At 71.7% G+C, this 24,148-nt stretch carries 22 protein-coding genes; 10 read left to right on the top strand and 12 right to left on the bottom strand.

Going from position 1 to position 24,148, the window contains the following annotated elements; translation table 11 throughout:
- Window positions 1-44 precede the first annotated feature (44 nt).
- Window positions 45-1,232, bottom strand: coding sequence for an HpcH/HpaI aldolase/citrate lyase family protein (locus tag HCC30_RS18760; RefSeq protein ID WP_169443745.1), 1,188 nt, complete (start codon window positions 1,230-1,232; stop codon window positions 45-47).
- A gap of 212 nt (window positions 1,233-1,444) precedes the next feature.
- Here HCC30_RS18760 and HCC30_RS18755 point away from each other — a divergent pair, with 212 nt between their 5' ends.
- The gene (locus tag HCC30_RS18755) at window positions 1,445-2,539 is read left to right on the top strand and encodes a TerD family protein (protein ID WP_169443744.1); all 1,095 of its coding nucleotides are present in this window, start codon (window positions 1,445-1,447) and stop codon (window positions 2,537-2,539) included.
- 116 nt (window positions 2,540-2,655) lie between these two features.
- Here HCC30_RS18755 and HCC30_RS18750 read toward each other — a convergent pair whose 3' ends face one another.
- The 6 genes from HCC30_RS18750 to HCC30_RS18725 form a co-directional block, all read right to left on the bottom strand.
- Window positions 2,656-3,411, bottom strand: a complete 756-nt coding sequence (locus HCC30_RS18750; RefSeq protein WP_169443743.1) for a Tellurium resistance — start codon at window positions 3,409-3,411, stop codon at window positions 2,656-2,658.
- A 116-nt stretch (window positions 3,412-3,527) separates the two neighbouring features.
- Window positions 3,528-4,676, bottom strand: coding sequence for a DUF475 domain-containing protein (locus HCC30_RS18745; RefSeq protein ID WP_169443742.1), 1,149 nt, complete (start codon window positions 4,674-4,676; stop codon window positions 3,528-3,530).
- A 41-nt stretch (window positions 4,677-4,717) separates the two neighbouring features.
- Window positions 4,718-5,296 carry a TerD family protein gene (locus HCC30_RS18740; protein WP_169443741.1) on the bottom strand — a complete coding sequence of 193 codons (579 nt, stop codon included), beginning with the start codon at window positions 5,294-5,296 and terminating at the stop codon, window positions 4,718-4,720.
- Between the two features lie 112 nt (window positions 5,297-5,408).
- On the bottom strand, window positions 5,409-5,984 hold the full coding sequence (locus HCC30_RS18735) for a TerD family protein (protein ID WP_169443740.1): 576 nt from the start codon (window positions 5,982-5,984) through the stop codon (window positions 5,409-5,411).
- A 111-nt stretch (window positions 5,985-6,095) separates the two neighbouring features.
- The gene (locus HCC30_RS18730; RefSeq protein WP_169443739.1) at window positions 6,096-6,554 is read right to left on the bottom strand and encodes a peroxiredoxin; all 459 of its coding nucleotides are present in this window, start codon (window positions 6,552-6,554) and stop codon (window positions 6,096-6,098) included.
- 191 nt (window positions 6,555-6,745) lie between these two features.
- Complete coding sequence (locus tag HCC30_RS18725; protein ID WP_169443738.1) at window positions 6,746-7,180, bottom strand: DUF3052 domain-containing protein; 435 nt, start codon at window positions 7,178-7,180, stop codon at window positions 6,746-6,748.
- A gap of 539 nt (window positions 7,181-7,719) precedes the next feature.
- On the opposite strand from HCC30_RS18725, the gene aceE reads away from it, so the two are divergent.
- Entirely contained in the window at window positions 7,720-10,467 is a 2,748-nt protein-coding gene (aceE, locus tag HCC30_RS18720) for a pyruvate dehydrogenase (acetyl-transferring), homodimeric type (RefSeq protein WP_169443737.1), read from the top strand.
- 148 nt (window positions 10,468-10,615) lie between these two features.
- On the opposite strand, the gene HCC30_RS18715 is transcribed toward aceE, so the two are convergent.
- Complete coding sequence (locus HCC30_RS18715; RefSeq protein WP_240979714.1) at window positions 10,616-10,948, bottom strand: peptidase inhibitor family I36 protein; 333 nt, start codon at window positions 10,946-10,948, stop codon at window positions 10,616-10,618.
- Between the two features lie 432 nt (window positions 10,949-11,380).
- The gene (locus HCC30_RS18710; RefSeq protein ID WP_169443736.1) at window positions 11,381-12,997 is read right to left on the bottom strand and encodes an MFS transporter; all 1,617 of its coding nucleotides are present in this window, start codon (window positions 12,995-12,997) and stop codon (window positions 11,381-11,383) included.
- Between the two features lie 110 nt (window positions 12,998-13,107).
- Between HCC30_RS18710 and HCC30_RS18705 the strand changes: the two genes are divergently transcribed.
- From HCC30_RS18705 to HCC30_RS18675, 7 genes are all read left to right on the top strand, one after another.
- Window positions 13,108-13,764 carry a TetR family transcriptional regulator gene (locus tag HCC30_RS18705; RefSeq protein WP_169443735.1) on the top strand — a complete coding sequence of 219 codons (657 nt, stop codon included), beginning with the start codon at window positions 13,108-13,110 and terminating at the stop codon, window positions 13,762-13,764.
- 195 nt (window positions 13,765-13,959) lie between these two features.
- Complete coding sequence (locus HCC30_RS18700; protein ID WP_169443734.1) at window positions 13,960-15,201, top strand: alpha/beta hydrolase; 1,242 nt, start codon at window positions 13,960-13,962, stop codon at window positions 15,199-15,201.
- 56 nt (window positions 15,202-15,257) lie between these two features.
- The gene (locus HCC30_RS18695) at window positions 15,258-16,142 is read left to right on the top strand and encodes a DUF4429 domain-containing protein (RefSeq protein ID WP_169443733.1); all 885 of its coding nucleotides are present in this window, start codon (window positions 15,258-15,260) and stop codon (window positions 16,140-16,142) included.
- 164 nt (window positions 16,143-16,306) lie between these two features.
- On the top strand, window positions 16,307-17,656 hold the full coding sequence (locus HCC30_RS18690; RefSeq protein ID WP_169443732.1) for a sensor histidine kinase: 1,350 nt from the start codon (window positions 16,307-16,309) through the stop codon (window positions 17,654-17,656).
- Window positions 17,653-18,333: a response regulator transcription factor gene (locus HCC30_RS18685; protein WP_169443731.1), complete on the top strand. Its 681-nt coding sequence runs from the start codon at window positions 17,653-17,655 to the stop codon at window positions 18,331-18,333. The genes HCC30_RS18690 and HCC30_RS18685 overlap by 4 nt, the downstream gene beginning before the upstream one ends.
- Before the next feature lie 204 nt (window positions 18,334-18,537).
- Window positions 18,538-19,716, top strand: a complete 1,179-nt coding sequence (locus tag HCC30_RS18680) for an alpha/beta hydrolase (RefSeq protein WP_206323994.1) — start codon at window positions 18,538-18,540, stop codon at window positions 19,714-19,716.
- Window positions 19,706-20,935, top strand: coding sequence for an acyltransferase (locus tag HCC30_RS18675; protein WP_169443730.1), 1,230 nt, complete (start codon window positions 19,706-19,708; stop codon window positions 20,933-20,935). The genes HCC30_RS18680 and HCC30_RS18675 overlap by 11 nt, the downstream gene beginning before the upstream one ends.
- Window positions 20,936-20,991: 56 nt before the next feature.
- On the opposite strand, the gene HCC30_RS18670 is transcribed toward HCC30_RS18675, so the two are convergent.
- Window positions 20,992-22,020: an aldo/keto reductase gene (locus tag HCC30_RS18670; RefSeq protein ID WP_169443729.1), complete on the bottom strand. Its 1,029-nt coding sequence runs from the start codon at window positions 22,018-22,020 to the stop codon at window positions 20,992-20,994.
- Complete coding sequence (locus HCC30_RS18665; RefSeq protein WP_169443728.1) at window positions 22,020-22,487, bottom strand: MerR family transcriptional regulator; 468 nt, start codon at window positions 22,485-22,487, stop codon at window positions 22,020-22,022. The genes HCC30_RS18670 and HCC30_RS18665 overlap by 1 nt, the downstream gene beginning before the upstream one ends.
- A gap of 130 nt (window positions 22,488-22,617) precedes the next feature.
- Here HCC30_RS18665 and HCC30_RS18660 point away from each other — a divergent pair, with 130 nt between their 5' ends.
- Complete coding sequence (locus HCC30_RS18660) at window positions 22,618-23,436, top strand: serine hydrolase domain-containing protein (RefSeq protein WP_169443727.1); 819 nt, start codon at window positions 22,618-22,620, stop codon at window positions 23,434-23,436.
- An 8-nt stretch (window positions 23,437-23,444) separates the two neighbouring features.
- On the opposite strand, the gene HCC30_RS18655 is transcribed toward HCC30_RS18660, so the two are convergent.
- Complete coding sequence (locus HCC30_RS18655; protein WP_169443726.1) at window positions 23,445-24,119, bottom strand: pirin family protein; 675 nt, start codon at window positions 24,117-24,119, stop codon at window positions 23,445-23,447.
- Between the last annotated feature and the right edge of the window lie 29 nt (window positions 24,120-24,148).

Raw genomic sequence — 24,148 nt, 5'->3', positions numbered from 1 at the left:
TGCTCGAAGTGCCTGTGCCCGTCCGCCCGTTCACCCGCCCGGCGTCAGACCGGGCTCCGGGCGACGGCCGAGGTGCCGGCCGCGAGCAGGTCGACGAAGTCGACGCCCTCCCGTGCCACGCCGAACAGCTCGGCCCGCCGCAGCGTCCGTTCCGCCCACGCGCGGTGCGGCTTCACCTCGTTCATCTTGTTCGTGTACGCGGAACGCAGCACTCCGCCGCCGCTCCGCTCCGGGCAGAGCAGATCGCTCGCGTCGCTGTACTCCTCGTGGCTGACCACGGAGAGCGCGTGCACGGGCTGGACGTGCGAGGGGTGGATGCAGGTCTTGCCCAACAGCCCGTTGGCGCGGTCCAGTTCGACCTCGCGCAACAGCCCGTCCAGGTCGTGGTCGATGAGCGCGGCGCGCAGCTCCTCGGCCCGGCCCCGGAACGGGCTCTGCCGCAACTGGGGCTTGAACATGCGTTCCTGGAGCCGGAAGTACTCCCACACCGGCCCCGTGACGGTGAACCCGGTGCCGTCCGCGCGCCCCAGCACATTGACGACGTCCCCGATGACGGAGGCGACGAGCTGCACGTCGTACGCCGTCATCTCCGGCGTACGACGCAGGCCGTACGCCGAGCAGAAGTCCGTCACGCCGAGGCGCAGCGCGAGCACCCGGTCCCGGTACTTGTCCACCGTGCGGGCGATCCCGTCCAGCGTGCCCGCGCGGGTCTCCAGGTGCAGCAGCCCGGGCGACTCCAGGACGGGCATCGCGAACAGCGGCCGCCCGTGCGCCGCTTCGGCCGCGGCCACCGCCTCCAGGAACGGAATCCCCCGCTCCTCGGTGAACTTCGGCAGCACGAATCCCGTCAGATGCCGCGCGGCCGGACCCAGCCGCCGGACGAGGTCGCCGACCTGCTCCGGGGCGCGGACGCGGACGAACAGCAGCGGCAGGGCCTCGCCCTCCTCGGCCGCCGCGCCCAGCAGCCCGAACTGCCGCACGAGGTTCTCCTCGGCCGCCGCGACCTCGGCGTCGTCGATCGAGTCCTCCAGGCAGAGCACCATCGACACCACCCCGCACCTGGCCTGCTTGAGGACACCGGCGGCGAGGTGCTCGCGGGTGGCGGGGCTGTAGAGGGTGGCGCCGAGCGCGACGGCGAGGGTGTCCGCCGGGGAGTCGGCGGTGAACTCCACCGGCTCCTTATGGAAGAGCGCCCGCCTGTCCGCGGACGACAGATGGCCGAAGTGCCGCATGAAAGCCCGTCCCCACATCCTGCCCTGACCGACCGGGCCGTCTCTGCTCGCGCTGCTCCGCCCGGCACCGATGCCTGGGCGAGAACCAGCCACTTATCGTACGTACGAGACCCGGACAAGAGTTCCGCATGGGGTGAACGTGAAGTTACCTCCGCGTACACACGGCGGGCCCCGCGTTGTCGCGGAGCGCGCCCGGAGGGCAGGATGAAGCCATGACGCACGCCATGGTCAAAGGGTCGAACATCCAGCTGGAGACGGCGTCGGTGCGTGCCGTTCTGTGCTGGTCGGCCGGAGCCGAGGCCCCCGACGTCGACGCCTCGGCGCTGCTCCTCGGGGAGCCGGGCCGAGTGCGCACCGACGCGGACTTCGTCTTCTACAACCAGCCCGACCACCCCACCGAACCGGTGCGCCACCTGGCCAAGGCCCAGGAGGGCGACCGCTTCACGGACGCCCTGGAGGTCGACGCGGCCGAGCTCGACGGCGGCGTCGAGCGGGTCGTCCTCGCCGCCTCGGCCGACGGCGGCACCTTCGCCGGCCTGAGCGACTTCCACCTGCTGCTCTACGGCCGCGGCGCCGACGGCACGGTGCCGGACGAGCCGCTGGTCCGCTTCGACATCGCGCCGGAGACGGGCTCGGAGTCGGCGATGCTGTGCGGCGAGCTCTACCGCCGCGGCGACGGCTGGAAGTTCCGCGCCCTGGGCCAGGGCTTCGAGAGCGGACTCCTCGGCCTGGCCACGCACTTCGGCGTCTCCGTCGAGGGCGACGCGGACGGCGGCCGCGAGGACGCCCCGGCGGAGCCCCGGGAAGCCCCCGCGCCCGAGGCGGACCCGGACGCCACCGTCCCCGCCGCCAGCATCCCGCAGCCGCCGCCGGAGCCCGACTTCCCGCCGCCCGAGCCCGTACCGGAACCGCGCCCCGAACCCGGTCCCGTACCGGGGCCGCCGCCCGGACCGCCCCCCGGCCCCCCGCCGGGCCCGCCCGGACCGGAACCGGAACCGCCGGGGCCGGAGCCCGAGCCGCGTCCGCAGCCGGAGACGCAGGCCGGCGCCGCGGCGTTCACGGTGCAGGGCAGCCACGGGGCACCCGTCGGCGGCCCGCCCGGCGCCCCGCCGGCGGCCGCACCGGGGTACGACGCGCACGGGCCGACGCAGGCGGTGCCGCAGCCCGGCTACGGCTACCCGCAGCCGCCGCAGCACCCGCCCGCCACCCAGCCCGCGTACGGGTACCCGCAGCCCGCGTACGGCTATCCGCAGCCGGACCCGAACTTCACGCTGCCGCCGCAGGGGCCGCAGTTCGTCAACCGCTGACGGGGCACGCCAAAAAGGGCGGCCGGTACGGATCGTCGATCCGTACCGGCCGCCCTTTCGCTTTCCGTCCCCAACCGGCCCGTGCGCGGCGGAGGTTGGGGCTCAGCGTGCCCGGGTCAGACGCTGCCCTCCTTGAGCGCGCGTCCCCACTGCAGGCCCCAGCCGTACAGCCGGTCCAGCTCCGCCTGGAAGCCGTAGACGTAGCGCACCTCGCGGCGGACCATCAGCTCGCCCTTCTGGTGCTCGAAGAGCAGCACCGCGCAGGAACGGGCCTGCGGCGCGTGCTCGTCCAGCGCGACCTCGACCCGCGGCCCGTTGCTCGGGTGCAGCGTGACGAGCGCGTCCGTACGGTCGAAGGCCGGCGTTCCGTCGTAGATGTAGACGAAGAACAGCAGGCGCTTGATGTCGTCCTTGTGATCGAGGTTGACGTAGACGGACTCACCGGAGGGTGAGCCGAACCGGTCGTCCCCGCTCAGCTTCACGTACGGCGGGGAGTTCAGGTCCCCGAGGAAGCCGCCGAGCGGCTGGACCACACCCTTGGTGCCGTCGGCCATCTCGTACATGCACGCCAGGTCGAGGTCGACGTTCACCACGCCCTGGGTGTGCGTCTGCACCACCTCGGGCTTCAGCATCTGCAACGGGTGCCGCAGCGAACCGCGCTTCGGCTTCCGGTTCAGGTCCGAACTCCGCATCCGCCAGGACAGGTTGACCCGCATGCTGCCCGTGTCGGCGCCCTGCTTCGTCAGCGAGATCGACGCATAGCGCTTGGTCAGTTCGACGGCGTACGTGTTCGGCCCGCCGACCGTGTCGAATTTCGGACCGCGCCTCCCCATGCCCACGCCGTTCCGCCAGTTCTCCCAGAGGGAGACCATCACGCACCCCCACTCAACACCTGCTCCGGGTACTCCAACTGCTGGGAGCGTTCCGCAAACCGGCCCCGGTGACACACCGGCGGGACGACGTTCCCGTCCCGCCGGTGTGCCCCGCGTCAGCCCTGCTTGACGGGTTCCGGCTGCTTCTCGCCGTCTCCGCCGTCGCCGCCCTCGGCCTCCAGCCTGCGGTTGCGCCGCACGGAGGACCAGAAGGAGGCGGCGATCAGGCACACCCCGATCAGACCGGTGATGACCTCGTTGATCTCATACCGGATGGTGACGAGGAGGATCACCGCGAGGGCGCCGATCGCGTAGTGCGCGCCGTGCTCCAGGTAGACGTAGTCGTCCAGGGTGCCCTGGCGGACCAGGTACACGGTGAGCGAACGGACGTACATGGCACCGATACCGAGGCCCAGCGCCATCCAGAAGATCTCGTTGGTGATGGCGAACGCGCCGATCACACCGTCGAACGAGAAGGAGGCGTCCAGCACTTCGAGGTACAGGAACATGAAGAAGGCCGCCTTGCCCGCGAGTCCGACCATGCTCGGGTCCTTGCCCGCGCGCTTGGCCGCCTCCTCGGCTTCCTGTTCCTTCTCCTCCTCCTCTTCGAGCTTGTTCTCGAAGTGCCCGGAGAGCCCGCCCACGATGAGGTACGTGATGAGGCCCGCGATGCCGGACAACAGGACGGTGCCGGACTTGTCCGCGTGCGTACCGCCGTGCTGGTGCGCCTCGGTCGCGAGGTACATGGCGGAGAGGAGGAGCAGGATCAGCGCGATGCAGACGGACAGCATGTCCACCTTGCCGAGCTTGGCCAGCGGGCGCTCCAGCCAGGCCAGCCACTTGTGCTCGCGCTCCTCGAAGATGAAGTCGAGGAAGATCATCAGCAGGAACATGCCACCGAAGGCGGCGATCGCCGGGTGGGCGTCCGTGACGAGCTGCTGGTACTGATCCGGGTTGTCCAGGGCCAGTTGCACGGCCTCGATCGGCCCCACCTTGGCGCTGATGGCCACGATGACGACCGGGAAGACCAGCCGCATACCGAACACGGCGATGAGAATGCCGATGGTCAGGAAGATCTTCTGCCAGAAGGCGTTCATTTTCTTGAGCACGCCCGCGTTGACCACCGCGTTGTCGAAGGACAACGAGATCTCCAGGATGGAGAGCATCGCCACCAGAGCGAACGCCTCCCATCCCCAGGCAAAGGCGGCGAAGGCCAGACCGGCGACGGTGACGCCGAAGGACCAGCCGAAGGTTCTCAGAAGCACTGGGCTACCCAATCCGGTTTACGTACGATGTGGCGTTGGACTCAGGAGACATCGACTCCGAAGTCTAGGGCGATGCCTCTCAGCCCCGAGGCGTACCCCTGGCCCACTGCCCGGAACTTCCACTCCCCTCCGTACCGGTACAGCTCGCCGAAGATCATCGCGGTTTCGGAGGAGGCATCCTCGGACAGGTCGTACCGCGCCAGCTCCTGATCGTCGTCACTGTTGACGACCCGGATGTACGCGTCCGTGACCTGACCGAACGTCTGCCGCCTGCTGTCGGCTTCGTGGATCGAGACCGGAAAGACGATCTTGTCGACCTGGGAGGGGACCACCGACAGATCCACCAGCACGGTCTCGTCGTCCTCGCCCTCGGTGCCGCCGACCAGCTCGTCGCCGGTGTGTTCGACGGATCCCTCGGGGCTGGTGAGGTTGTTGTAGAAGACGAAGTACTCGTCACCCAGCACCCGGCCGCCGGCGCACAGCAGCGCACTGGCGTCGAGGTCGAAGGCCGCGCCGGTCGTGGAACGGGGCCGCCAGCCGAGACCGACGCGCACCCGCGTCAGATTCGGTGCGGCCTTCGAGAGCGAGACATTGCCCCCCTTGGCGAGCGTGACCCCCATGCGTCGCTTCCTCTCCCCGATGATGATGTTTTCCAGTGTGTCGACACGACCAGGCGCCGCACACTGCCTGAACCGGGAAGTGTGCGGCGCCGGTGGCTTCCGGGATCGACGCTCAGACGTTGACCCCGAAGTCCTGTGCGATACCCCGCAGACCCGAGGCGTAGCCCTGGCCGATCGCGCGGAACTTCCATTCCGCGCCGTGCCGGTAGAGCTCACCGAAGACCATCGCGGTCTCGGTCGAGGCGTCCTCGGACAGGTCGTAGCGCGCCAGTTCGTTGCCGTCCGCCTGGTTGACCACGCGGATGTAGGCGTTGCGCACCTGGCCGAAGCTCTGCTGCCGGGTCTCGGCCTCGTAGATGGAGACCGGGAAGACGATCTTCTCGACATCGGCCGGGACGCCGGCGAGGTTGACCTTGACGACCTCGTCGTCCCCGTCGCCCTCACCGGTCAGGTTGTCGCCGGTGTGCTCGACGGAACCGTCCGGGCTGGTGAGGTTGTTGAAGAAGACGAAGTTCTGGTCGTTGCCGACCTTGCCCTCGGCGTTGGCCAGCAGGGCGCTGGCGTCGAGGTCGAAGTCCGACCCGGTCGTGGTGCGGGCGTCCCAGCCCAGACCGACGATCACGGCGGTCAGATTCGGGGCCTCCTTGGTCAGCGAGACGTTGCCGCCCTTGCTGAGGCTGACTCCCACGAGTCCTCCTGGATACGTTGCGTAAGGAGCACGGGGTGCCCCCCGTGGTACGGATGTCGCCGGGTCAACGAGCGGATCCCGGAAAGGGGTTCCGCCCGCCGGCCGGTTCGCTCAGAGCGTGTCGAGCGCCTTCACGTACTCGTTCAGGTCCCGCGCGTCCGGGAGGCCGTTGACGACGTTCCAGCGCACGACGCCCTCCTTGTCGATGATGAAGGTGCCGCGCACGGCGCAGCCCTTGTCCTCGTCGAAGACGCCGAACGCCTTGGACGCCTCACCGTGCGGCCAGAAGTCCGACAGCAGCGGGTACTCGAGACCCTCCTGCTCGGCGAACACGCGCAGCGCGAAGGGCGAGTCGTTCGAGACCGCGAGCAGCTGGACGTCGTCGTTGACGAACTTGGGCAGCTCGTCGCGGAGCGCGCACAGCTCGCCGGTGCACACACCGGTGAAGGCGAAGGGGTAGAAGAGCAGCACGACTGCCTTCTTGCCCTGGAAGTCGGAGAGCGCGACCTCCTCGCCGTGCTGGTTCTTCAGCGTGAAGTCCGGAGCCTTGGTGCCGACCTCGATGGCCATGGGTGTTGAGCCCCTCTCTGGAAGAGATGTCCGTAAGCGTCCCGCGCCCTCATGGCCGCCCGGGCGGCGTGGGACGGGGACGCCGCCAAGTCTTTCACCCCGCACGAAACGACGTGCGCCCCCGTCGGCCTGAGCCGAAGGGGGCGCACGTCGTCATGTCCTGTCGTGTCGGGGCTGCCGCCCGGACGGGGTCACCGCTTGCCGGGGCCCTTGGGGGTGACCAGGCGGCTGCCCGTCCAGTCCTTCCCCGCGTTGACGTTGCTCGTCTGGGCCAGACCCGCCGTCTGCGACGCCTCGCCGATCTCGCTCGGCTCGACGTACCCGGGACGGCCCGTCTTGGGCGTCATCAGCCAGACCGGTGCACCCGCGTCGATCAACGTGGTGGCGTCCACCAGCGCGTCCGTCAGGTCGCCGTCCTCGTCGCGGAACCACAAAATCACGGCGTCGGCCACGTCGTCGTGGTCCTCGTCGACGAGTTCCGTCCCCGTGATGGCCTCGATTCCCTCACGGAGTGCCTGCTCGGTGTCGTCGTCGTAACCGAGCTCCTGGACCACCATCTCGGGCTTGAAACCCAGCCTTGCGGCGGGGTTGGTCCGCTCCTCCGCGTGGTCCGCGGTCGCGCTCACGGATTGCCTCCTGTCGTCTTTCCGGAATATGTCTTGTGCCCCGCGCGCACGCGGGGCAATGGGCGTAGTCCACACGGACGGGGCGGATCGCGCAAGTACCCGGCCGCCCAGCCCGCCCAAACGGTGACCTCTCCTCCCACAATGCACGATCACTGACGATTCGTACACGGCGGTCCGGCAGGATGCGCCGGTTTTGTACCCGCGCCACGGCCCCTTTGTACCGGCACTTCGCACGTCACAGCAGATCACCCGGGCCCGGAGGTATGTGCGACGGGCCCCTCGGGCAGGCGCCCGGTATCGCGCCGACGCACACACCCCGAAACCATTCATGCGCGTATGGTGGCGATTCGCCGCCTTCCTCACCGCTGTCCCTCACCGGGGCCGGATCCCGGCTTCTCGCGGCGTCCTCGCGGCGGGCTCCGACTCTCCCCGCGGGGGCGCGAGTTACCTCCGCGTAGAGGTGACGCGGGCGCGGCAGCGGTCCACGATGGAGGCGGCCCGACACCAGTCAGCGCAAGACCGAACAGCGAAGGAACAGCGTGGCTTCCGGATCCGATCGCAACCCGATCATCATTGGCGGCCTTCCCAGCCAGGTCCCGGACTTTGATCCCGAGGAGACCCAGGAATGGCTCGACTCGCTCGACGCGGCTGTCGACGAGCGGGGCCGGGGACGTGCCCGCTATCTGATGCTCCGCCTCATCGAACGAGCCCGTGAGAAGCGCGTCGCCGTACCGGAGATGCGCAGCACGGACTACGTCAACACCATCGCCACCAAGGACGAGCCCTTCTTCCCCGGCAACGAGGAGATCGAGCGCAAGGTCCTCAACGCGACGCGCTGGAACGCGGCCGTCATGGTCTCCCGTGCCCAGCGCCCCGGCATCGGAGTGGGCGGACACATCGCCACCTTCGCGTCCTCGGCCTCGCTCTACGACGTCGGCTTCAACCACTTCTTCCGCGGCAAGGACGAGGGGGACGGCGGGGACCAGGTCTTCTTCCAAGGCCACGCCTCCCCCGGCATCTACGCCCGCGCCTTCCTCCTGGACCGGCTCACCGAGGGCCAACTCGACGGATTCCGCCAGGAGAAGAGCAAGGGCGTGGACGGGCTGTCGAGCTATCCGCACCCCCGTTCCATGCCGGACTTCTGGGAGTTCCCGACGGTGTCGATGGGCCTGGGCCCGATCGGCGCCGTCTACCAGGCCCGGATGAACCGCTACATGGAGGCCCGCGGCATCGCCGACACCTCCAAGTCGCACGTGTGGGCCTTCCTCGGCGACGGGGAGATGGACGAGCCGGAGTCGCTCGGCCAGCTGTCCCTCGCCGCCCGTGAGGGTCTGGACAACCTCACCTTCGTCATCAACTGCAACCTCCAGCGGCTGGACGGCCCCGTCCGCGGCAACGGGAAGATCATCCAGGAGCTGGAGTCGTACTTCCGCGGCGCCGGCTGGAACGTGATCAAGCTGGTCTGGGACCGCTCCTGGGACCCGCTGCTCGCGCAGGACCGCGACGGCGTGCTCGTCAACAAGCTGAACACCACGCCCGACGGGCAGTTCCAGACGTACGCCACCGAGAGCGGCTCCTACATCCGCGACCACTTCTTCGGCGGCGACCAGCGACTGCGCGCCATGACCGAGAACATGACGGACGATCAGCTGCTGCACCTGGGCCGTGGCGGCCACGACCACCGCAAGGTGTTCGCGGCGTACAAGGCGGCCAAGGAGCACCAGGGCCAGCCGACGGTGATCCTCGCCCAGACGATCAAGGGCTGGACGCTCGGGCCGAACTTCGAGGGCCGCAACGCGACCCACCAGATGAAGAAGCTGACCGTCGACGACCTCAAGGGCTTCCGCGACCGGCTGCACCTGCCGATCCCGGACCGGGAGCTGGAGTCCGGCCTGCCGCCGTACTACCACCCGGGCCGGGACTCGGAGGAGATCCAGTACATGCACGACCGCCGGAAGGAACTGGGCGGTTACGTGCCGACGCGGGTCAACCGCGCGAAGCCGCTGAACCTGCCGGACGACAAGGCCTACTCCGCGGTGCGCAAGGGCTCCGGGCAGCAGCAGATCGCCACCACCATGGCGTTCGTCCGGCTGCTGAAGGACCTGATGCGGGACAAGGAGATCGGCAAGCGGTTCGTGCCGATCGCGCCGGACGAGTACCGCACCTTCGGCATGGACTCCTTCTTTCCCTCGGCGAAGATCTACAACCCGCTGGGGCAGACCTACGAGTCCGTGGACCGGGAGCTGCTGCTGGCCTACAAGGAGTCGCCGACCGGGCAGATGCTGCACGACGGCATCACCGAGGCGGGCTGCACCGCCGCCGCCATCGCCGCCGGCTCGGCCTACGCGACGCACGGCGAGCCGCTGATCCCGATCTACGTCTTCTACTCGATGTTCGGCTTCCAGCGGACCGGCGACCAGTTCTGGCAGATGGCCGACCAGCTGTCCCGCGGCTTCGTGCTCGGCGCGACGGCCGGCCGTACGACGCTGACCGGCGAGGGGCTCCAGCACGCGGACGGCCACTCGCAGCTGCTGGCCTCGACGAACCCGGCGGCCGTCGCCTACGACCCGGCGTTCGGCTTCGAGATCGCGCACATCGTGAAGGACGGCCTGCGCCGGATGTACGGCTCCACGCCCGAACACCCGCAGGGCGAGGACGTCTTCTACTACCTGACGGTCTACAACGAGCCGATCCACCAGCCCGCCGAGCCCGAGAACGTGGACGTCGAGGGCATCGTCAAGGGGCTGTACCGCTACAGCGAGGGCGAGTCGGGAACGCACCGGGCGCACGTCCTCGCCTCCGGGGTGGCCCTTCCCTGGGCGCTGGAGGCGCAGCGGATCCTCGCCGAGGAGTGGAGCGTACGGGCCGACGTCTGGTCGGCGACGTCGTGGAACGAGCTGCGCCGTGAGGCGGTGGCGGCCGAGGAGCACAATCTGCTGCATCCCGAGGAGGAGCAGCGCGTGCCCTACGTGACGCAGAAGCTGCAGGACGCGGAGGGCCCGAAGGTGGCCGTCTCGGACTGGATGCGCTCGGTGCCGGACCAGATCGCCCGCTGGGTGCCGGGGACGTACTCCTCGCTCGGCGCGGACGGGTTCGGCTTCGCCGACACCCGGGGCGCGGCGCGGCGGTTCTTCCACATCGACGCGCAGTCGATCGTGCTGGGTGTGCTGACCGAGCTGGCGCGCGAGGGGAAGATCGACCGTTCCGCGCTGAAGCAGGCCATCGACCGCTACCAGCTGCTGGACGTGTCCGCCGCCGACCCGGGCGCGGCCGGCGGCGACGCCTGAGCGGACGGTTCCACTGCCGGAGCGGGCCCTTCCCCGGGCCCGCCCGGCGGGGGCCGGGGCGCCGGCCCGGGGACACACCCCGGGTACGACGCTCCGGCCGCCCGGGCCCCGGCCACCGGCCGGGGCCCGACGCGTGTGCGGGCGCATGTCAGTGCTCCCAGACCTTGACGGCCCGCACCCGGTAGTCGGCCCGGGGCGTCCAGGAGCCGTTCGGGTACGTGCTGAAGTCGCCGGTCTCGGCGCACTCCCGGCTCTGGTACCCGGTGACGGAGCGGCCCGTGCGGTTGGCGAAGGACTCGGCGGCGGCGCCGTCCGGCAGCGGGACGCAGGTGTCGAGGTCGACGTCGGACAGCTCGTACACCCGGTGCTCGCCCTTGAAGCCGGCGCGCTCCCAGAGGCAGAGCTGCCCCGCCGCGCACTTCCCCAGCCGCTCGCCGGACTTGGGCTCGGCGGCCGTCGCGGGGCCGCCCGCCGCCGTCAGGCCCGTACCGGCGGCCGCGAGGGCCAGTGCCAGGACGGCGCGGCGGATGCCCGCGGGCCGGACGCACAGGAAACGCCTGATGGGCCGAATACGTCGGGACACGACGATCACACTCCCCCCGTGATGTGCCGGGACGTCCGTTCCGCCCGGCGTTGTGATCAGCTTGTCCGGCCGTGCGCGGGCCGCCAAGAGGTTGCCGCGCTCTTCACCGGGACAGGTGGCGGAGTTGTCCACAACTCGCGGGTAATCAGGATGAGTTGACCTCCGCCCCACGGGAACCGGTCCTCGCCCCCATCCCGTCTCCGCCCGACGGCCCCGTCCGCACGGCCTGCTTGACCTGCGGCGTCCCCGGAAAGCCGTGGGGGCGGGCCGTACGGCTCGGCGCCGTACGACCCGCCCCGGGTCGCGCTGTTCAGACCACCCGCGAGGCCGTCACACGTGGACGGACGGGCCCGCGTCGTTCGAGCCGCGCTTGGTGAAGAAGGCGACCGCCGCGCCGACGAGGGCGATGACGCCCGCGCAGGTGAAGGCGAGGCCCATGCCGGACATGAACGAGCCGTGCACGACGCCCGTCATGGCGTCGGCGATCTGCTCGGGGGTGCCCTTCGGCGCCGGCGGTGCGACGCCGACCTCGGCCGCGCCCTTGATCGCGGACTCCTGCTCCGGCGGCAGCGGCGGCAGCTTGGCGTCCGCCCACTTCTCCGGGAAGACGGAGTCGACGCGGGAGGCCATGACGACGCCGAGCACGGCCGTGCCGAGGCTGCCGCCGACCTGCATGGCGGCCTGCTGGAGTCCGCCCGCGACGCCGGCATGCTCCAACGGCGCGTTGCCGACGATGACTTCGGTGGCGCCGACCATGACCGGCGCGAGACCGAGGCCCAGCACCGCGAACCAGACGCCGGTGACCAGGGCGCTGCTGTCGGTCTCCAGACTGGAGAGCCCGAAGAGCGCGACGGAGGCGATGACCATCGCGCCGACCAGCGGCCAGCGCGGGCCGATCCGGGAGATGACCGCACCGGCCAGCGGGGAGCCGACGATCATCATGGCCGTCAGGGGCAGCAGCCGGACGCCGCTGTCCACGGGGCTCATGCCGTGCACGTTCTGCAGGTAGAAGGTGACGAAGAACAGGCCGCCCATGAAGCCGAAGGCCATGAGGACCATGAGCACCGTTCCGGCGCTCAGCGGCACCGAGCGGAACATGCTCAGCGGGAGCAGCGGTTCCCTGGCCTTGCTCTCCCAGACGGCGAAGAGGACGAAGGCCAGCAGCGCGCCGCCGAGGAAGGCCAGCGTGGAGACGTCGCCCCAGCCCCATTCCGGTGCCTTGATGAGCGACCAGATGAGGCAGAACATCGCCACGGACAGCAGCACGATTCCCGGGAGGTCGAAGGACCTGGGGGCGTTCTCCGCCCGGTGGTCGAGCAGGATGAACAGCCCCAGCACCACGGCGAGTACGCCGACGGGGACGTTGATGTAGAAGACCGATTCCCAGTTGACGTGCTCGACGAGGAGCCCGCCGACGATCGGCCCGGCCGCCGTCGAGGCGCCGATGACGGCGCCCCAGATGCCGATGGCGGCGTTGAGCTTCGCGGGCGGGAACGAGGCGCGCAGCAGCCCGAGGGCCGCCGGCATCAGCAGGGCGCCGAACAGCCCCTGGAGCACCCGGAAGGTGATGACGAGGGAGACGCTGCCGCCGAGACCGATCGCCCCGGAGGCGGCGGAGAAGCCGACGACGCCGATGAGGAAGGTCTGCCGGTGGCCGAAGCGGTCACCGAGTTTGCCCGCGGTGATGAGGGCGACGGCGAGGGCGAGCAGATAGCCGTTGGTGATCCATTGGACGTCGGCCAGCGAGGCGTTGAGGTCGCGCTGGATGGCCGGGTTCGCGATGGCGACGATCGTGCCGTCGAGGGCGACCATCGTGACGCCGATGGCGACCGTCACCAGCGTCAGCCAGGGGTGGCCGCGTACTCCGGCCCGCTTCGGTATGTCCCGGTCCCGCGGCGGTGGCGGTCCGTCCGCCTCTGCCGCGACGGAGGTGGTCTGAGAGCTCATGCGGCGAGGTTAATGACAGCGACTGACAATTGACAAACCAAATTATTAGTCGGTAGGTGTCAGGTGGCTCACAGGTATCGTGAGCAGCATCGATCGGAGGGTGACCAGCTGTGACAGGACTGCGTGAACGGAAGAAGCAGCGCACTCGGGACGCCCTCATCCGGGCCGCCCAGGAGCTGTTCGTCACGCGGGGGTACGACGCCACCACCGTCGACGAGATCGCCGACGCGGTGGACGTCTCGCAGCGCACCTTCTTCCGCTACTTCGCCAGCAAGGAGGAAGTGGCCTTCGCCCTCCACTCGTTGATCGACGAGCGGTATCTGGCCGCCGTCCGCGAGCGCCCGCCGGGCGAGCCCCCCGCCGAGGTCCTGCGGCGCACGCTCGACGAGACCTGGCAGAGCATCGGGGAGGCCATCCAGGAGATCGTCCCGCTGCGGATCCACATGCAGATGTGGCAGATCATCGAGACCACCCCCTCGCTCGTCGCCGCGCACCTGCGGAACTCGGTGGAGATGGAGGAGCAGCTCGCCGCCGAGATCGCCCGCCGGGAGGGCGTCGACCTCGACGAGGACCCGCACCCCCGCGTCCTGGTGGCCGCCTACGTCGGCGTGATGCGCGCTGCGGGACGCCGCTGGGGCGCCTCGGGCGAGATCACCGTCGAATCGGCCCGCCGCAGCGTCGAGTCCTACGTCGACCACCTGACGCCCGCGCTCGGCGAGGACTGGCGGACGTCCCGGCCGGGCTCCCCGTCACCGGCGGCGCCGTAGCGGGAGCCGCGCCGGGGGCGCGACGGAAGCCGCTCCGGCGTGCACGCACCGCTACGGAAGCTCCCCGCACGACGGCTGCGGAGCGTCACGAGTCGCAGCACTTACGCCGGATTTGGTCCAATTACCCGCGCTGAAACGTGAGACCGCTCACCGGATGCCCGAACACGCGCCGTCGTCTCCTAGGGTGTCCCCTCAGTGACTTCCTTCTCCGCATTCGGCAACCCCCTGTCCGGGTCCGGCTTCCCCTCCGAGGGCGGCACCGGCATCACCGCCTGGCGCGTACTGCTCACGCTGGCGGTGATCCTCGTGCTGCTGGCCACCACCGGCTGGACGGCCATCCGCAAGCACGACGGCGCCCAGGGTCCACGGGCGGCGGCGGTGCAGGCGTGGGAGAAGGGCAGCATCGGCGGCCGTGCGCTGCCGGGTGTGGAGGAGTCCGCGAGCGGCATCGCCCGCTTCTTCCACTCCCTGACGGCGGCCCAGCGGCAGACCCTCGCCGACCGCTATCCGCTCGTCGTGGGCAACCTCTCCGGAGCCCCCACCGAGCTGCGCTACGACGCCAACCGCACCGCGCTGGAACAGGCGCGGGACACCGAGCGGAAGCGGACGGCGGACGAACGGCTCACCGACGACGGCCGGCACAAGGCCGGGCGCCGGATGCACCGCTTCGAGTCGATGCTGAAGCCGGGCCGGCAGATCCTCGCCTTCGACCCGACGGGACGCGGCCGCGCCGCCGAGGTCTTCGGCGACCTCGACAAGGCCCAGCGGGTCTCCGTCGTCGTGCCGGGTGTGGACACCGAGCTGCTGACGTTCGAGAAGTCCAAGCGCGCCTACTCGGCGCCGGTCGGCATGGCCAAGTCGCTGCAGAAGGAACAGCGCCAGACGCGTCCCGACGTCCGTACCGCCACCGTCGCCTGGGCCGACTACACCGCTCCCGTGGGGCTCGGGGTGGACGCCGCCTCCGGTGAGATGGCGCAGGACGGCGCGGAGCGGCTCACCGACTTCGTGCGGGACGACCTGCCGGGCTCCTCGCGGGCCTCGCTGTTCTGCCACAGCTACGGCTCGGTGGTCTGCGGCGTCGCGGCCGACGACCTGTCGCCGCGGGTCACCGACATCGCCGTCGCCGGGAGCCCCGGCATGCGGGCCGACAGCGCCGAGGCGCTGGACACCCGGGCCCGGGTGTGGGCGACGCGGGACGACGACGACTGGATCGCGGACGTGCCGCACATGGAGTTCGGCGGTCTCGGACACGGCGCCGACCCCGTCTCCCCCGCCTTCGGCGCCCGCCGCCTCTCGGCCGAGGGCTCCGACGGGCACACCGGATATTTCGTTCCGGGGACCGGAAGCCTGGCCAATTTCGCCGCCATCGGGGTCGGTTCGTCCCCCGGTGTCGACTGCGCCACGGACGACCCGGACTGCACTGCCGCCACTGATTGACGCACGTCGCGCCATGAAGGGGGACGTGCGGGCGGCTCTTGCATACGATGGCCCACATGGGTGACGTACTGGCTGGAATTCACTCCACCTGGGAGTTCGACTCGGACTCCGTGCTCATCCGCTTCGAACGGGGGATCCGCACGCCGAAGCTCTTCCATGTGCTCGGAGAGCGGCGTATTCCGTACGAGGCGCTGAGCGCGGTCGAGCTCTCGCCGGGAGGAAAACGCGGCACTGTCGTCCTGCGCGCCGTACCGCGCGCAGGCGCCGATCCCCTGCTGGAAGCGGCCGAGGGCCAGCTGAAGGAGGGCAACGATCCCTACCGTCTGGTCCTTCCGGCGGAGCGGGAGACACTCGCCGAGTACTACGCGACGGAACTGCGCGCGGTACTCGGCCCGTACGCGGCCGAGCCCGCGGAACGACATCTGGTCGCCGCGCCTCCACCACCGCTGAGCTTCAAGGCGTACGACGGCAAGGCGAGCTTCGACGGGCGGGCCGTCTCCTTCCGCTGGTTCTGGACAGGCGCGTCCTCGGCCAAGTGGAAGGCGGGCGACCAGTCCTTCCCCGTGGACGAGCTGGACGGCGTGGACTGGCGCTCCCCCGAGGTCGCCGGCGGGCATCTGCGGCTGCGGGTGCGGGGCACCGAGGCCCCCGGCGAGGTCGACCGGGACCCGGCCACCGTGGTGTTCGGGCTGGGGTACGGGCTGGTGCACGAGTCGCTGCCGTTCGCCGCTTCGGTGCTGGAGGCCGTACGCGCAGCCGAGCCCGCGCCGGCCCGCGAGACCGCGCCCGCCACCGCTCCTGCCGCCGCGGGACCGCCCGCGCGGCCCGATCCCGCCGACATCGCTGAAAGGATCCGCCACCTCGGCGAACTGCACGAGGCGGGGCTCCTCACGGACGACGAATTCACGGAGAAGAAGGCCGAACTCCTCGCCGAACTCTGAGCGTTGCCCGTCCCCCTCCGGTCGGACCGCGTCTCCGTCCCGTCCTCGCTCCGGCTCCTCCGGAGCGGGGCAGCCGTAGTCCACCCCCTACCGTCGTAGGGGGTGCCGAGCGGTACTCGGGCAGGACGCCGGGGCGGGCGCCCGCGCCCTACGCTGGCCCGGAGATGACCACCACACCTCCGCCTCCGGGCCCGCCGAACGCTCCGCCCCCGCCCGTACGGGCCCGCGCGGGGCGCGCCGCGCGCGAGGGCCTGCGCACCTTCGGTGCCGCTCTCGCCACCCCCGCGCGCTCCACCGCACCGCTCCTCTCCGGCTCCTCCCGCTCCTGGCTGCGGCTGCTGCCGTACGTGCTCGCCGTCGGCCTCGTCGCCACACTGATCCCCGTCACCACGCAGGTGCTCGCCGGGGAGTACGGCGTCGGCGGCGGGCTCGCGGGGGCGCTGGCCGTGGCGCAGAGCGCGCCGCTGCTGCTGGCCGTCACACGGCCGCTGCCCGCCTGGTGGATCGTGGTCACCGCCGATCTGCTCGGCGCCCTCGTCCTGCTCAAATCGTCGCTGGAACCGGCCCGTCCGTGGCCGTGGACCCCGATGGTGATCGTGGGCTATCTCGCGCTGTGCCTCGCGCTGTCCCTGCGGGAGCGGCGCCGTACGGTCCTCGCCGTGTGGCTGGTGACGGCGGCGCTCTCCGTCGCCCTGGGCTTCGTCGGGCAGGACCGCGGCGACGGCACCGGCGTCCTGCTGGTCGTCCTCAGCGGCGCGGTGCTGCTGCTGGGCGCCTCCTTGCGTGAACGGGCCGACGCACAGCGGCGGCTGGCCGCGCAGGAGACCATCAGCGAAGCCGAACGGGCCCGGCGCACGGTGCTGGAGGAACGCGCCCGCATCGCCCGTGAACTGCACGACGTCGTGGCGCACCACATGTCCGTCATCACCGTGCAGGCGGACAGCGCGCCCTACCGTCTGGCCGGTCTGCCGCCGTCCGCGCGGGAGGAGTTCGGCACGATCGCGGAGACCGCGCGGGAGTCGCTGTCCGAGATGCGCCGGCTGCTCGGCGTCCTGCGGAGCGAGGAGGCGTCCGGGGAGCGGGCGCCGCAGCCGGGGCTCGACCGGCTGGCGCAGCTGGTGGAGGCCACGGTACGGGCCGGCGTGCCCACCGAACTGTCCGTCGGGGAGGGCCTGTCGGAGCTGCCGCAGACGGTGCAGCTGTCGGTGTACCGCATCGTGCAGGAGGCGCTGGCCAACGTCGTACGGCACGCTCCCGGTGCCGCCACCCGCGTCACGGTCGAGGAGAGTGACGACGGAGGCGCCGGTTCCGTGCGGGTCCTCGTCGTCAACGGGCCCTCGCCCGCGCCCCCGCAGGCCCCGCTGGAGACGGCGGGCACCGGCCACGGGCTGGTCGGCATGCGGGAACGGGTCCGGCTGGTCGGCGGCAGCGTCGACGCGGGGCCGCTGCCGGAGGGCGGTTTCCGCGTCACGGCCGGCATCCCCGCCAACGGGAAGGAACACTCCGCCACATGACCACGCGCGTGATCATCGTCGACGACCAGGCCATGGTGCGGGCCGGCTTCGCCGCGCTGCTGGCCGCCCAGACCGACATCGACGTGGTCGGGGAGGCACCGGACGGGGCGCGCGGCGTGGAGGTCAGCCGCCAGGTGCACCCCGACGTCGTCCTCATGGACGTCCGGATGCCCGAGATGGACGGGCTCCGGGCCGCACGGGAACTGCTCGAACCGCCGCCCGGTGTGACGCACCGGCCCAAGGTCCTGATGCTGACGACCTTCGATCTGGACGACTACGTCTACGAGGCGCTGCGCGCCGGGGCCAGCGGCTTCCTGCTCAAGGACGCGCCGCCGGCCGATCTCATCGCCGCCGTCCGCGTGGTGGCCGAGGGCGAGGCGCTGCTGGCGCCGTCCGTCACCCGGCGCCTGATCGCCGACTTCGCCCGGCAGCGGCCCTCTGCCCCGCCCTCCGGGCAGGCGCTCCGGCTGAACGGGCTCACCGAACGCGAGACCGAGGTGCTGGTGCTGGTCGCCCGGGGCCAGTCCAACATCGAGATCGCCGGCTCGCTCGTCCTGGCCGAGCAGACGGTGAAGACGCACGTCAGCCGCATCCTCGGCAAGCTCCGTCTGCGGGACCGGGCCCAGGCCGTGGTCTTCGCCTACGAGTCGGGGCTCGTGTCACCGGGAGAGGGGTAACGCCTCGTGGAGTGCGGCGAGTTGCTCCGTCGCGGGGACGACGCCCGGTGGTCCCCCTCCGGGAGGAGGCCGGGTGGCCGGCCAGTACCCCGGTATCAGTGGGGAGTTGGCTCCCCGGTGTGACGCGGCGTACCGCTTCGTCACCGCACGCTCCCTTCCGCACGGCGGCCGGATTCCCCGGCGGCCGCAGGAGGGAGCAGCACGATGACGAAGCGTCTCAGGCGCACCCTGGCCACGGTGGCGCTGGCATGCGTCGCGGTGACGGGGACAACGGGCTGGGCGGCCGGTTCGGCGCAGACCGCCGTCACGGGGCCGCCGCCGGGTACCGCGGCCTGGCGCGCGGAGGGCTCACCGGGGCAGCGGCTCCCCGACCCGGCGACGGCCCGGCCGGAGCGGGTCGCGGCGTACTTCGCCCGGCTCGACGGCACCGAGCGGCACGCCCTCGCCCACCGTCACCCGCTCGTCGTCGGCAATCTGGACGGCGCCCCCGTCCGCCTGCGGTACGAGGCGAACCGGAGCGCACTGCGGAACGCACTGCGCCGCGCACGGGCCACCGCCGAGGACCTCTCCCGCGGCACGGAGGAACGCCACAAGGCCCGAAGCGCGGTCCGGCGCTACGCCTCGCTGCTGGCCCCCGGACGCCGCATCCTCGCCTTCGACCCGCGCGGAAGGGGCCAAGTCGCCGAGGCCTACGGGGAGTTGAGCACCGCACGGCACACCGCCGTGATCGTGCCCGGTTCGGACATCGACCTCGGCACCTACGACCGCCGGGGGCCCAACCGGTACGGCACCCCGGCCGGAATGGCCCAATCCCTGCACCGTGCGACGGAGCACCGGGCCGGGGCCCGTACGGCCGTCGTCGCGTGGACCGGGTACACCACGCCGGTGGGCCTGGGCCCCGACGCGGCCACGGCCCGGCTCGCCGAGGCGGGCGCGCCCCGGCTGGCCCGCTTCCTCCGCGGGCTCTCGGCCGCGGACGTCGCCGCGCCCACGGTGCTGTGCCACAGCTACGGCTCGGTGGTCTGCGGCGCCGCCGCCCACACGGTCACCGCCGAAGACGCCGCCGGCCTCGTCCTGTTCGGCTCCCCCGGTACGGGCGCCCGCTCCGCCGCCGCGCTCGGCACCCCCGTCCCGGTGTGGGCGGCGCGCGCGGAGGACGACTGGATCAGCCACGTCCCCGGCGTCCGCCTCCTCGGGCTGGGGCACGGAACGGCGCCGACCGACCCCGGCTTCGGGGCGCGCGTCCTCTCCGCCGACGGCGCGCGGGGCCACACCGGCTACCTCCGCCCCGGCACGGCGTCCCTCGCCAACTTCGCCTCGGTGACGCTCGGTTCGTACGAAGCGGTGCACTGTGCGGCGCGGGGGTGCACCGATGGCCTCTGACGCCGCCCTGCTCACCCGGCTCCGGACCGCCGCCCGCGCGGTGGACGCGCGGACGCCGGCGGACCGGGACCGGGCCGTGGACGGGCTGCGTGCCCTGGCGCTGCTCGCGGTGCCCACCGGTCACTGGCTGGTCGGCGGCTTCACCCGGGACGCGGACGGCGCGCTGCACAACGCCAGCCCGCTCGGCGCGCTGCCCCTCCTGGCACCGGCCAGCTGGGCGCTCCAACTCCTGGGCCTGTTCTTCCTGGTGGGCGGCGCTTCCTCGGTGCACTCCCACCGCCGCGCGCTCGCGCGCGGGCAGAGCACGGCGCTGTGGCTGCGGGCCCGACTGGTCCGCCTGGGCCGTCCGGTGCTCGGGGTGACCGCCGTCTGGGCCGTGCTGATCCCGGTGCTCGCCCTGAGCGGGGTGCCGAGGGCCACGCTGCGGACGTCGGCCGTACTCGTCGTCCAGCCGCTGTGGTTCGTCGCCGTGTACGCCGGCGTCACGGCGCTCACCCCGCTCTGCGTCCGGGCCGCCGCGCGCATGGGCGGCTGGGCCGCCGCCCCGCTCCTGGCCACCGTCGCCGTCGTCGACTTCCTGCGGTACGGACCCCTCGCGGCGGCCGTCCCCGCCTGGACCGGCCTGGTGAACCTGCTGCCCGGCTGGCTCTTCGCCTACCAACTCGGCGTGTCCTGGGGGACGGGACGGCTCTCGCGGCGCTCGGGGGCGCTGCTGCTCGGCGGGGGCGCGGCGCTCTTCGCGGTGCTGCTGCTCGTCTTCCACTACCCGGCGTCGATGGTGGGCGTCCCCGGGGAGGCGCGGACCAACTCCCATCCGCCGTCGCTGCTGGTGCTCGCGCTGGCCGCCGTCCAGTGCGGCGCCGCGGTCCTGCTCCGCGACCGGCTGGCCGCGCTGCTGCGCAGGCCCGCGCTGTGGGCGCCCGTGGTGGCCGTCAACCTGTGCGCGATGACCGTCCTCTGCTGGCACCAGACGGCCATGCTCGCGGTGGCGGTGCCGAGTTCGCCCCTGGGCACCGTCGGCGGCCTCACCTCCGCGCCCGACGGCCCGGCCTGGCTGGTGGCACGGCTGGCGTGGCTGCCGGTCTTCGCGCTGTCCCTCGCCGCCGTCGCCCGCCTCACCCGCCACTTCGACGCACCGTGGCGGACGGCGCCCCGGGTGCGCGGCACGGTGGCGGCGCTGGCGGCCGGCTTCGCCGTGTACGCCGTCGCCGTGGTGTGAACCCGGCACGGCGGCCGTGCCTCCGTCCGGACGGAGGCACGGCCGCCGTGCGCCGGCTACTCGCGGCCCGCCGAGGTGAACTTGGGGTCGGCGTAGCGTCCGCCCCGCACGCTGTCCGCGATCGGGTCGAGCAACGCCAGCTCCTCGGCGTCCAGTTCGATGCGGGTGGCCGCGGTGTTCTCCGCCAGGCGGCTGCGCTTGCGGGTGCCCGGGATCGGCACGACGGTCATGTCCCGCAGCGTCGCCTGCTGCTGGACCCAGGCGAGCGCGATCTGGCCGAGCGTGGCGCCCCTGCGCTCCGCCAGCTTCCGCACCGGCTCCAGCAGCGCCGCGTTGGCGGCCGCGTTGTCCCCGGAGAAGCGGGGCATGGTGCGCCGCGAGTCGCCGCTGGTGAGTTCCTTGTCGGCGGCGACGAAGGAACCGGTCAGGAAGCCCCGTCCCAGCGGCGAGTACGGCACGAAGACGACGCCCAGTTCCTTCGCGGCGGGCACCGCGGTCCGCTCCACGTCACGGGAGAAGAGCGACCACTCCGACTGGAGCGCGGAAATCGGGTGCACGGCGTGCGCCCTGCGCAGTTCGTCCCCGGTGACCTCGCTCAGCCCGAGACGGCGCACCTTCCCCTCGGCCACGAGTTCGGCCATGGTCCCGACGGTCTCCTCGATCGGGATCTCGGGGTCGATGCGGTGCATGTAGTAGAGGTCGATGGTGTCGATGCCGAGCCGGGCCAGGCTGCCCTCGACGGACTTCCGGATGTGCGCGGTGTCGTTCCTGACCGTGCGCCGGGAGGGGTCCTCCGGGTCGAGCACGATCCCGAACTTCGTTGCCACCAGCAGCTCTTCGCGGTGGGCGCGGAAGAACGGCGAGAGGAACTTCTCGTTCTCCCCGGAGCCGTACATGTCGGCCGTGTCGAAGAGGGTGACGCCCAGTTCCAGGGCGCGCTCCAGGGTGGCGCGGGCCTCGTCGGCGTCGGTCGGGCCGTAGCCGAAGTTCATGCCCATGCAGCCGAGTCCCTGGACGCCGGTCACGGGTCCGTCCGTGCCGAGCCGGGTGGTCGCGATCCGGGTGGTGCTGTGGTCGGTGCTCATCAGGTCCTCAGTGCCCCTTCCGACGCCCTGCGGGCGTCCGCATACTTGTCGATCTTGAAATCCAGGACCGCCAGGGTCTCCTGCAGTTCGGCGATCCGCGCTCTCACGTCCCGCCGCGTCGCCACCAGCAGCTCCAGCCGCTCGGCGACGGTCGCGTCACCGGCCCGTACGAGCTCCGCGTACCGCACCATGTCCGCGACCGGCATGCCGGTCAGCCGGAGCTTGGCCACCAGGTCCAGCCAGTCGAGATCCCGGTTGGTGAACCGGCGTTGGCCCGTGTGGGACCGGTCCACGTGCGGCATCAGGCCGATCCGCTCGTACCAGCGGAGGGTGTACGCGCTCAGCCCGGTGTACGTGGCCACCTCGCTGATGGTGTACCGGTCCCGGCCCTCGGGCCGCGGGTGCGCCGGTCTCCGCGCCGGGCAGCTCGCCGGCCGCGGCACTTCCACCGCGGTCTCCCCGGTCATCACGTTCGTTCCCACCCTCGCCCCCGGTTCCGTCTCCGTCACGGTCACAAGTGAACGCTACGGAGTTGGAGTGCGCTCCAAGCAAGCGCGGAGAGGGACCGGATCGGCGGCGGCGTTAGGGTCGGGAGACATGAACAGCCTGCGGATGATCGAGAACTGGCCGGTACCGACCGCGGCGGCGGCCGTGGTACGCGCCGACGGCGGCGTCGCCGGGACGTACGGCCCCACCGGCCGCCGCTTCCCGCTCGCCTCCGTGACGAAGCCGCTGGCGGCGTACGCGGCGCTCGTCGCCCTGGAGGAGGGCGCGGCCGAACTCGACGAGCCCGCGGGCCCGGACGGCTCGACCGTCCGCCACCTCCTCGCCCACACCTCCGGGCTCGCCTTCGACGACACCCGCGTCCAGGCCGCGCCCGGCAGCCGCCGGATCTACTCCAACGCCGGCTTCGAGGCACTCGGCGACCACCTTGCCGAGGTCACCGACATCCCCTTCCCCCAGTACCTGCGCGAGGCCGTGCTGGAACCGCTGGGCATGACGTCCACCGACCTGCCCGGCTCCCCCGCGAAGGACGCCGTCTCCACCGCCGACGACCTCGCCCGCTTCGCCGCCGAGCTCCAGCGCCCCACCCTCGTCGACCGCACGACGCTGGACGAGGCCACCACCGTCGTCCACCCGGGCCTGAAGGGCGTGCTGCCGGGCTACGGCAACCAGTCGCCGAACGACTGGGGGCTCGGTTTCGAGATCCGCGACGGCAAGTCGCCGCACTGGACGGGCACTTCGTCCTCGCCCCGCACCTTCGGCCACTTCGGCCAGTCCGGCACCTTCCTGTGGGTCGACCCGGACGCGCAACTCGCCTGCGTGGCACTCACCGACCGCGACTTCGGCCCGTGGGCCGTCGAGGTCTGGCCCGCGTTCACGGACGCGGTGCTGGCCGAGTTCCGCACGCCCTGAACCGCGGCTCAGCCGTACGACGGCTCCGCGTGCATCTCCCACACCAGGAGTTCCGCGGGGCCCTCGGCCGCCGCCACCTCCAGATCCCGCGCGTCCGCGATCCGGGCCGCGTCCCCCGCGGTGAGCCGCTCACCCGCGATCTCCGCCGCACCGCGCACCACGTGCAGGTACACCCACGCCGCGTCCGGAACGGCGCTGCGCTCACCCGGCGCCAACCGCCGTACGTGCAGCACCGCTTCCGTCCCCGGCAGCGCGAAGGGGGTGCCGTCGGCGATGCCGCGCACCACCTCGTACTCCGGGTCACCGCCGAAGCTGCCGGGCACCAGCCACATCTGCACGAACCGCAGGGGCCCGTCCCCCGCGTTGCGCTCCACGTGCCGCACCCCGCCGCCGGCCCGCAGCCGCTGCACGTCCCCGGGGCGCACCACGCAGCGCTGACCGGTGGAGTCGACGTGCTCCAGCTCGCCCTCGACGACCCAGGTGACGATCTCGACGTCCCGGTGCGGATGTTCACCGAATCCGGAACCCGGAGCGAGACGTTCCTCGTTGCAGGCGACGAGGAGCCCGAACCCGACGTTGTCCGGGTCGTAGAAACCGGAGAACGAGAACGCGTGCCGGGTCTCGATCCCGGCGTCCCTGTCGCCGCCCCGGTACCGGCCGGCCTCCCGCCACACCTGAAGCATGCCCCCACCGTAGTCCGCCCGGGGCCGCT

It is taken from the genome of Streptomyces sp. HNM0574 (genome assembly GCF_012726235.1).
In the GTDB taxonomy this organism is placed as follows: domain Bacteria; phylum Actinomycetota; class Actinomycetes; order Streptomycetales; family Streptomycetaceae; genus Streptomyces.
This window is presented reverse-complemented; position numbering and strand designations above follow the sequence as displayed.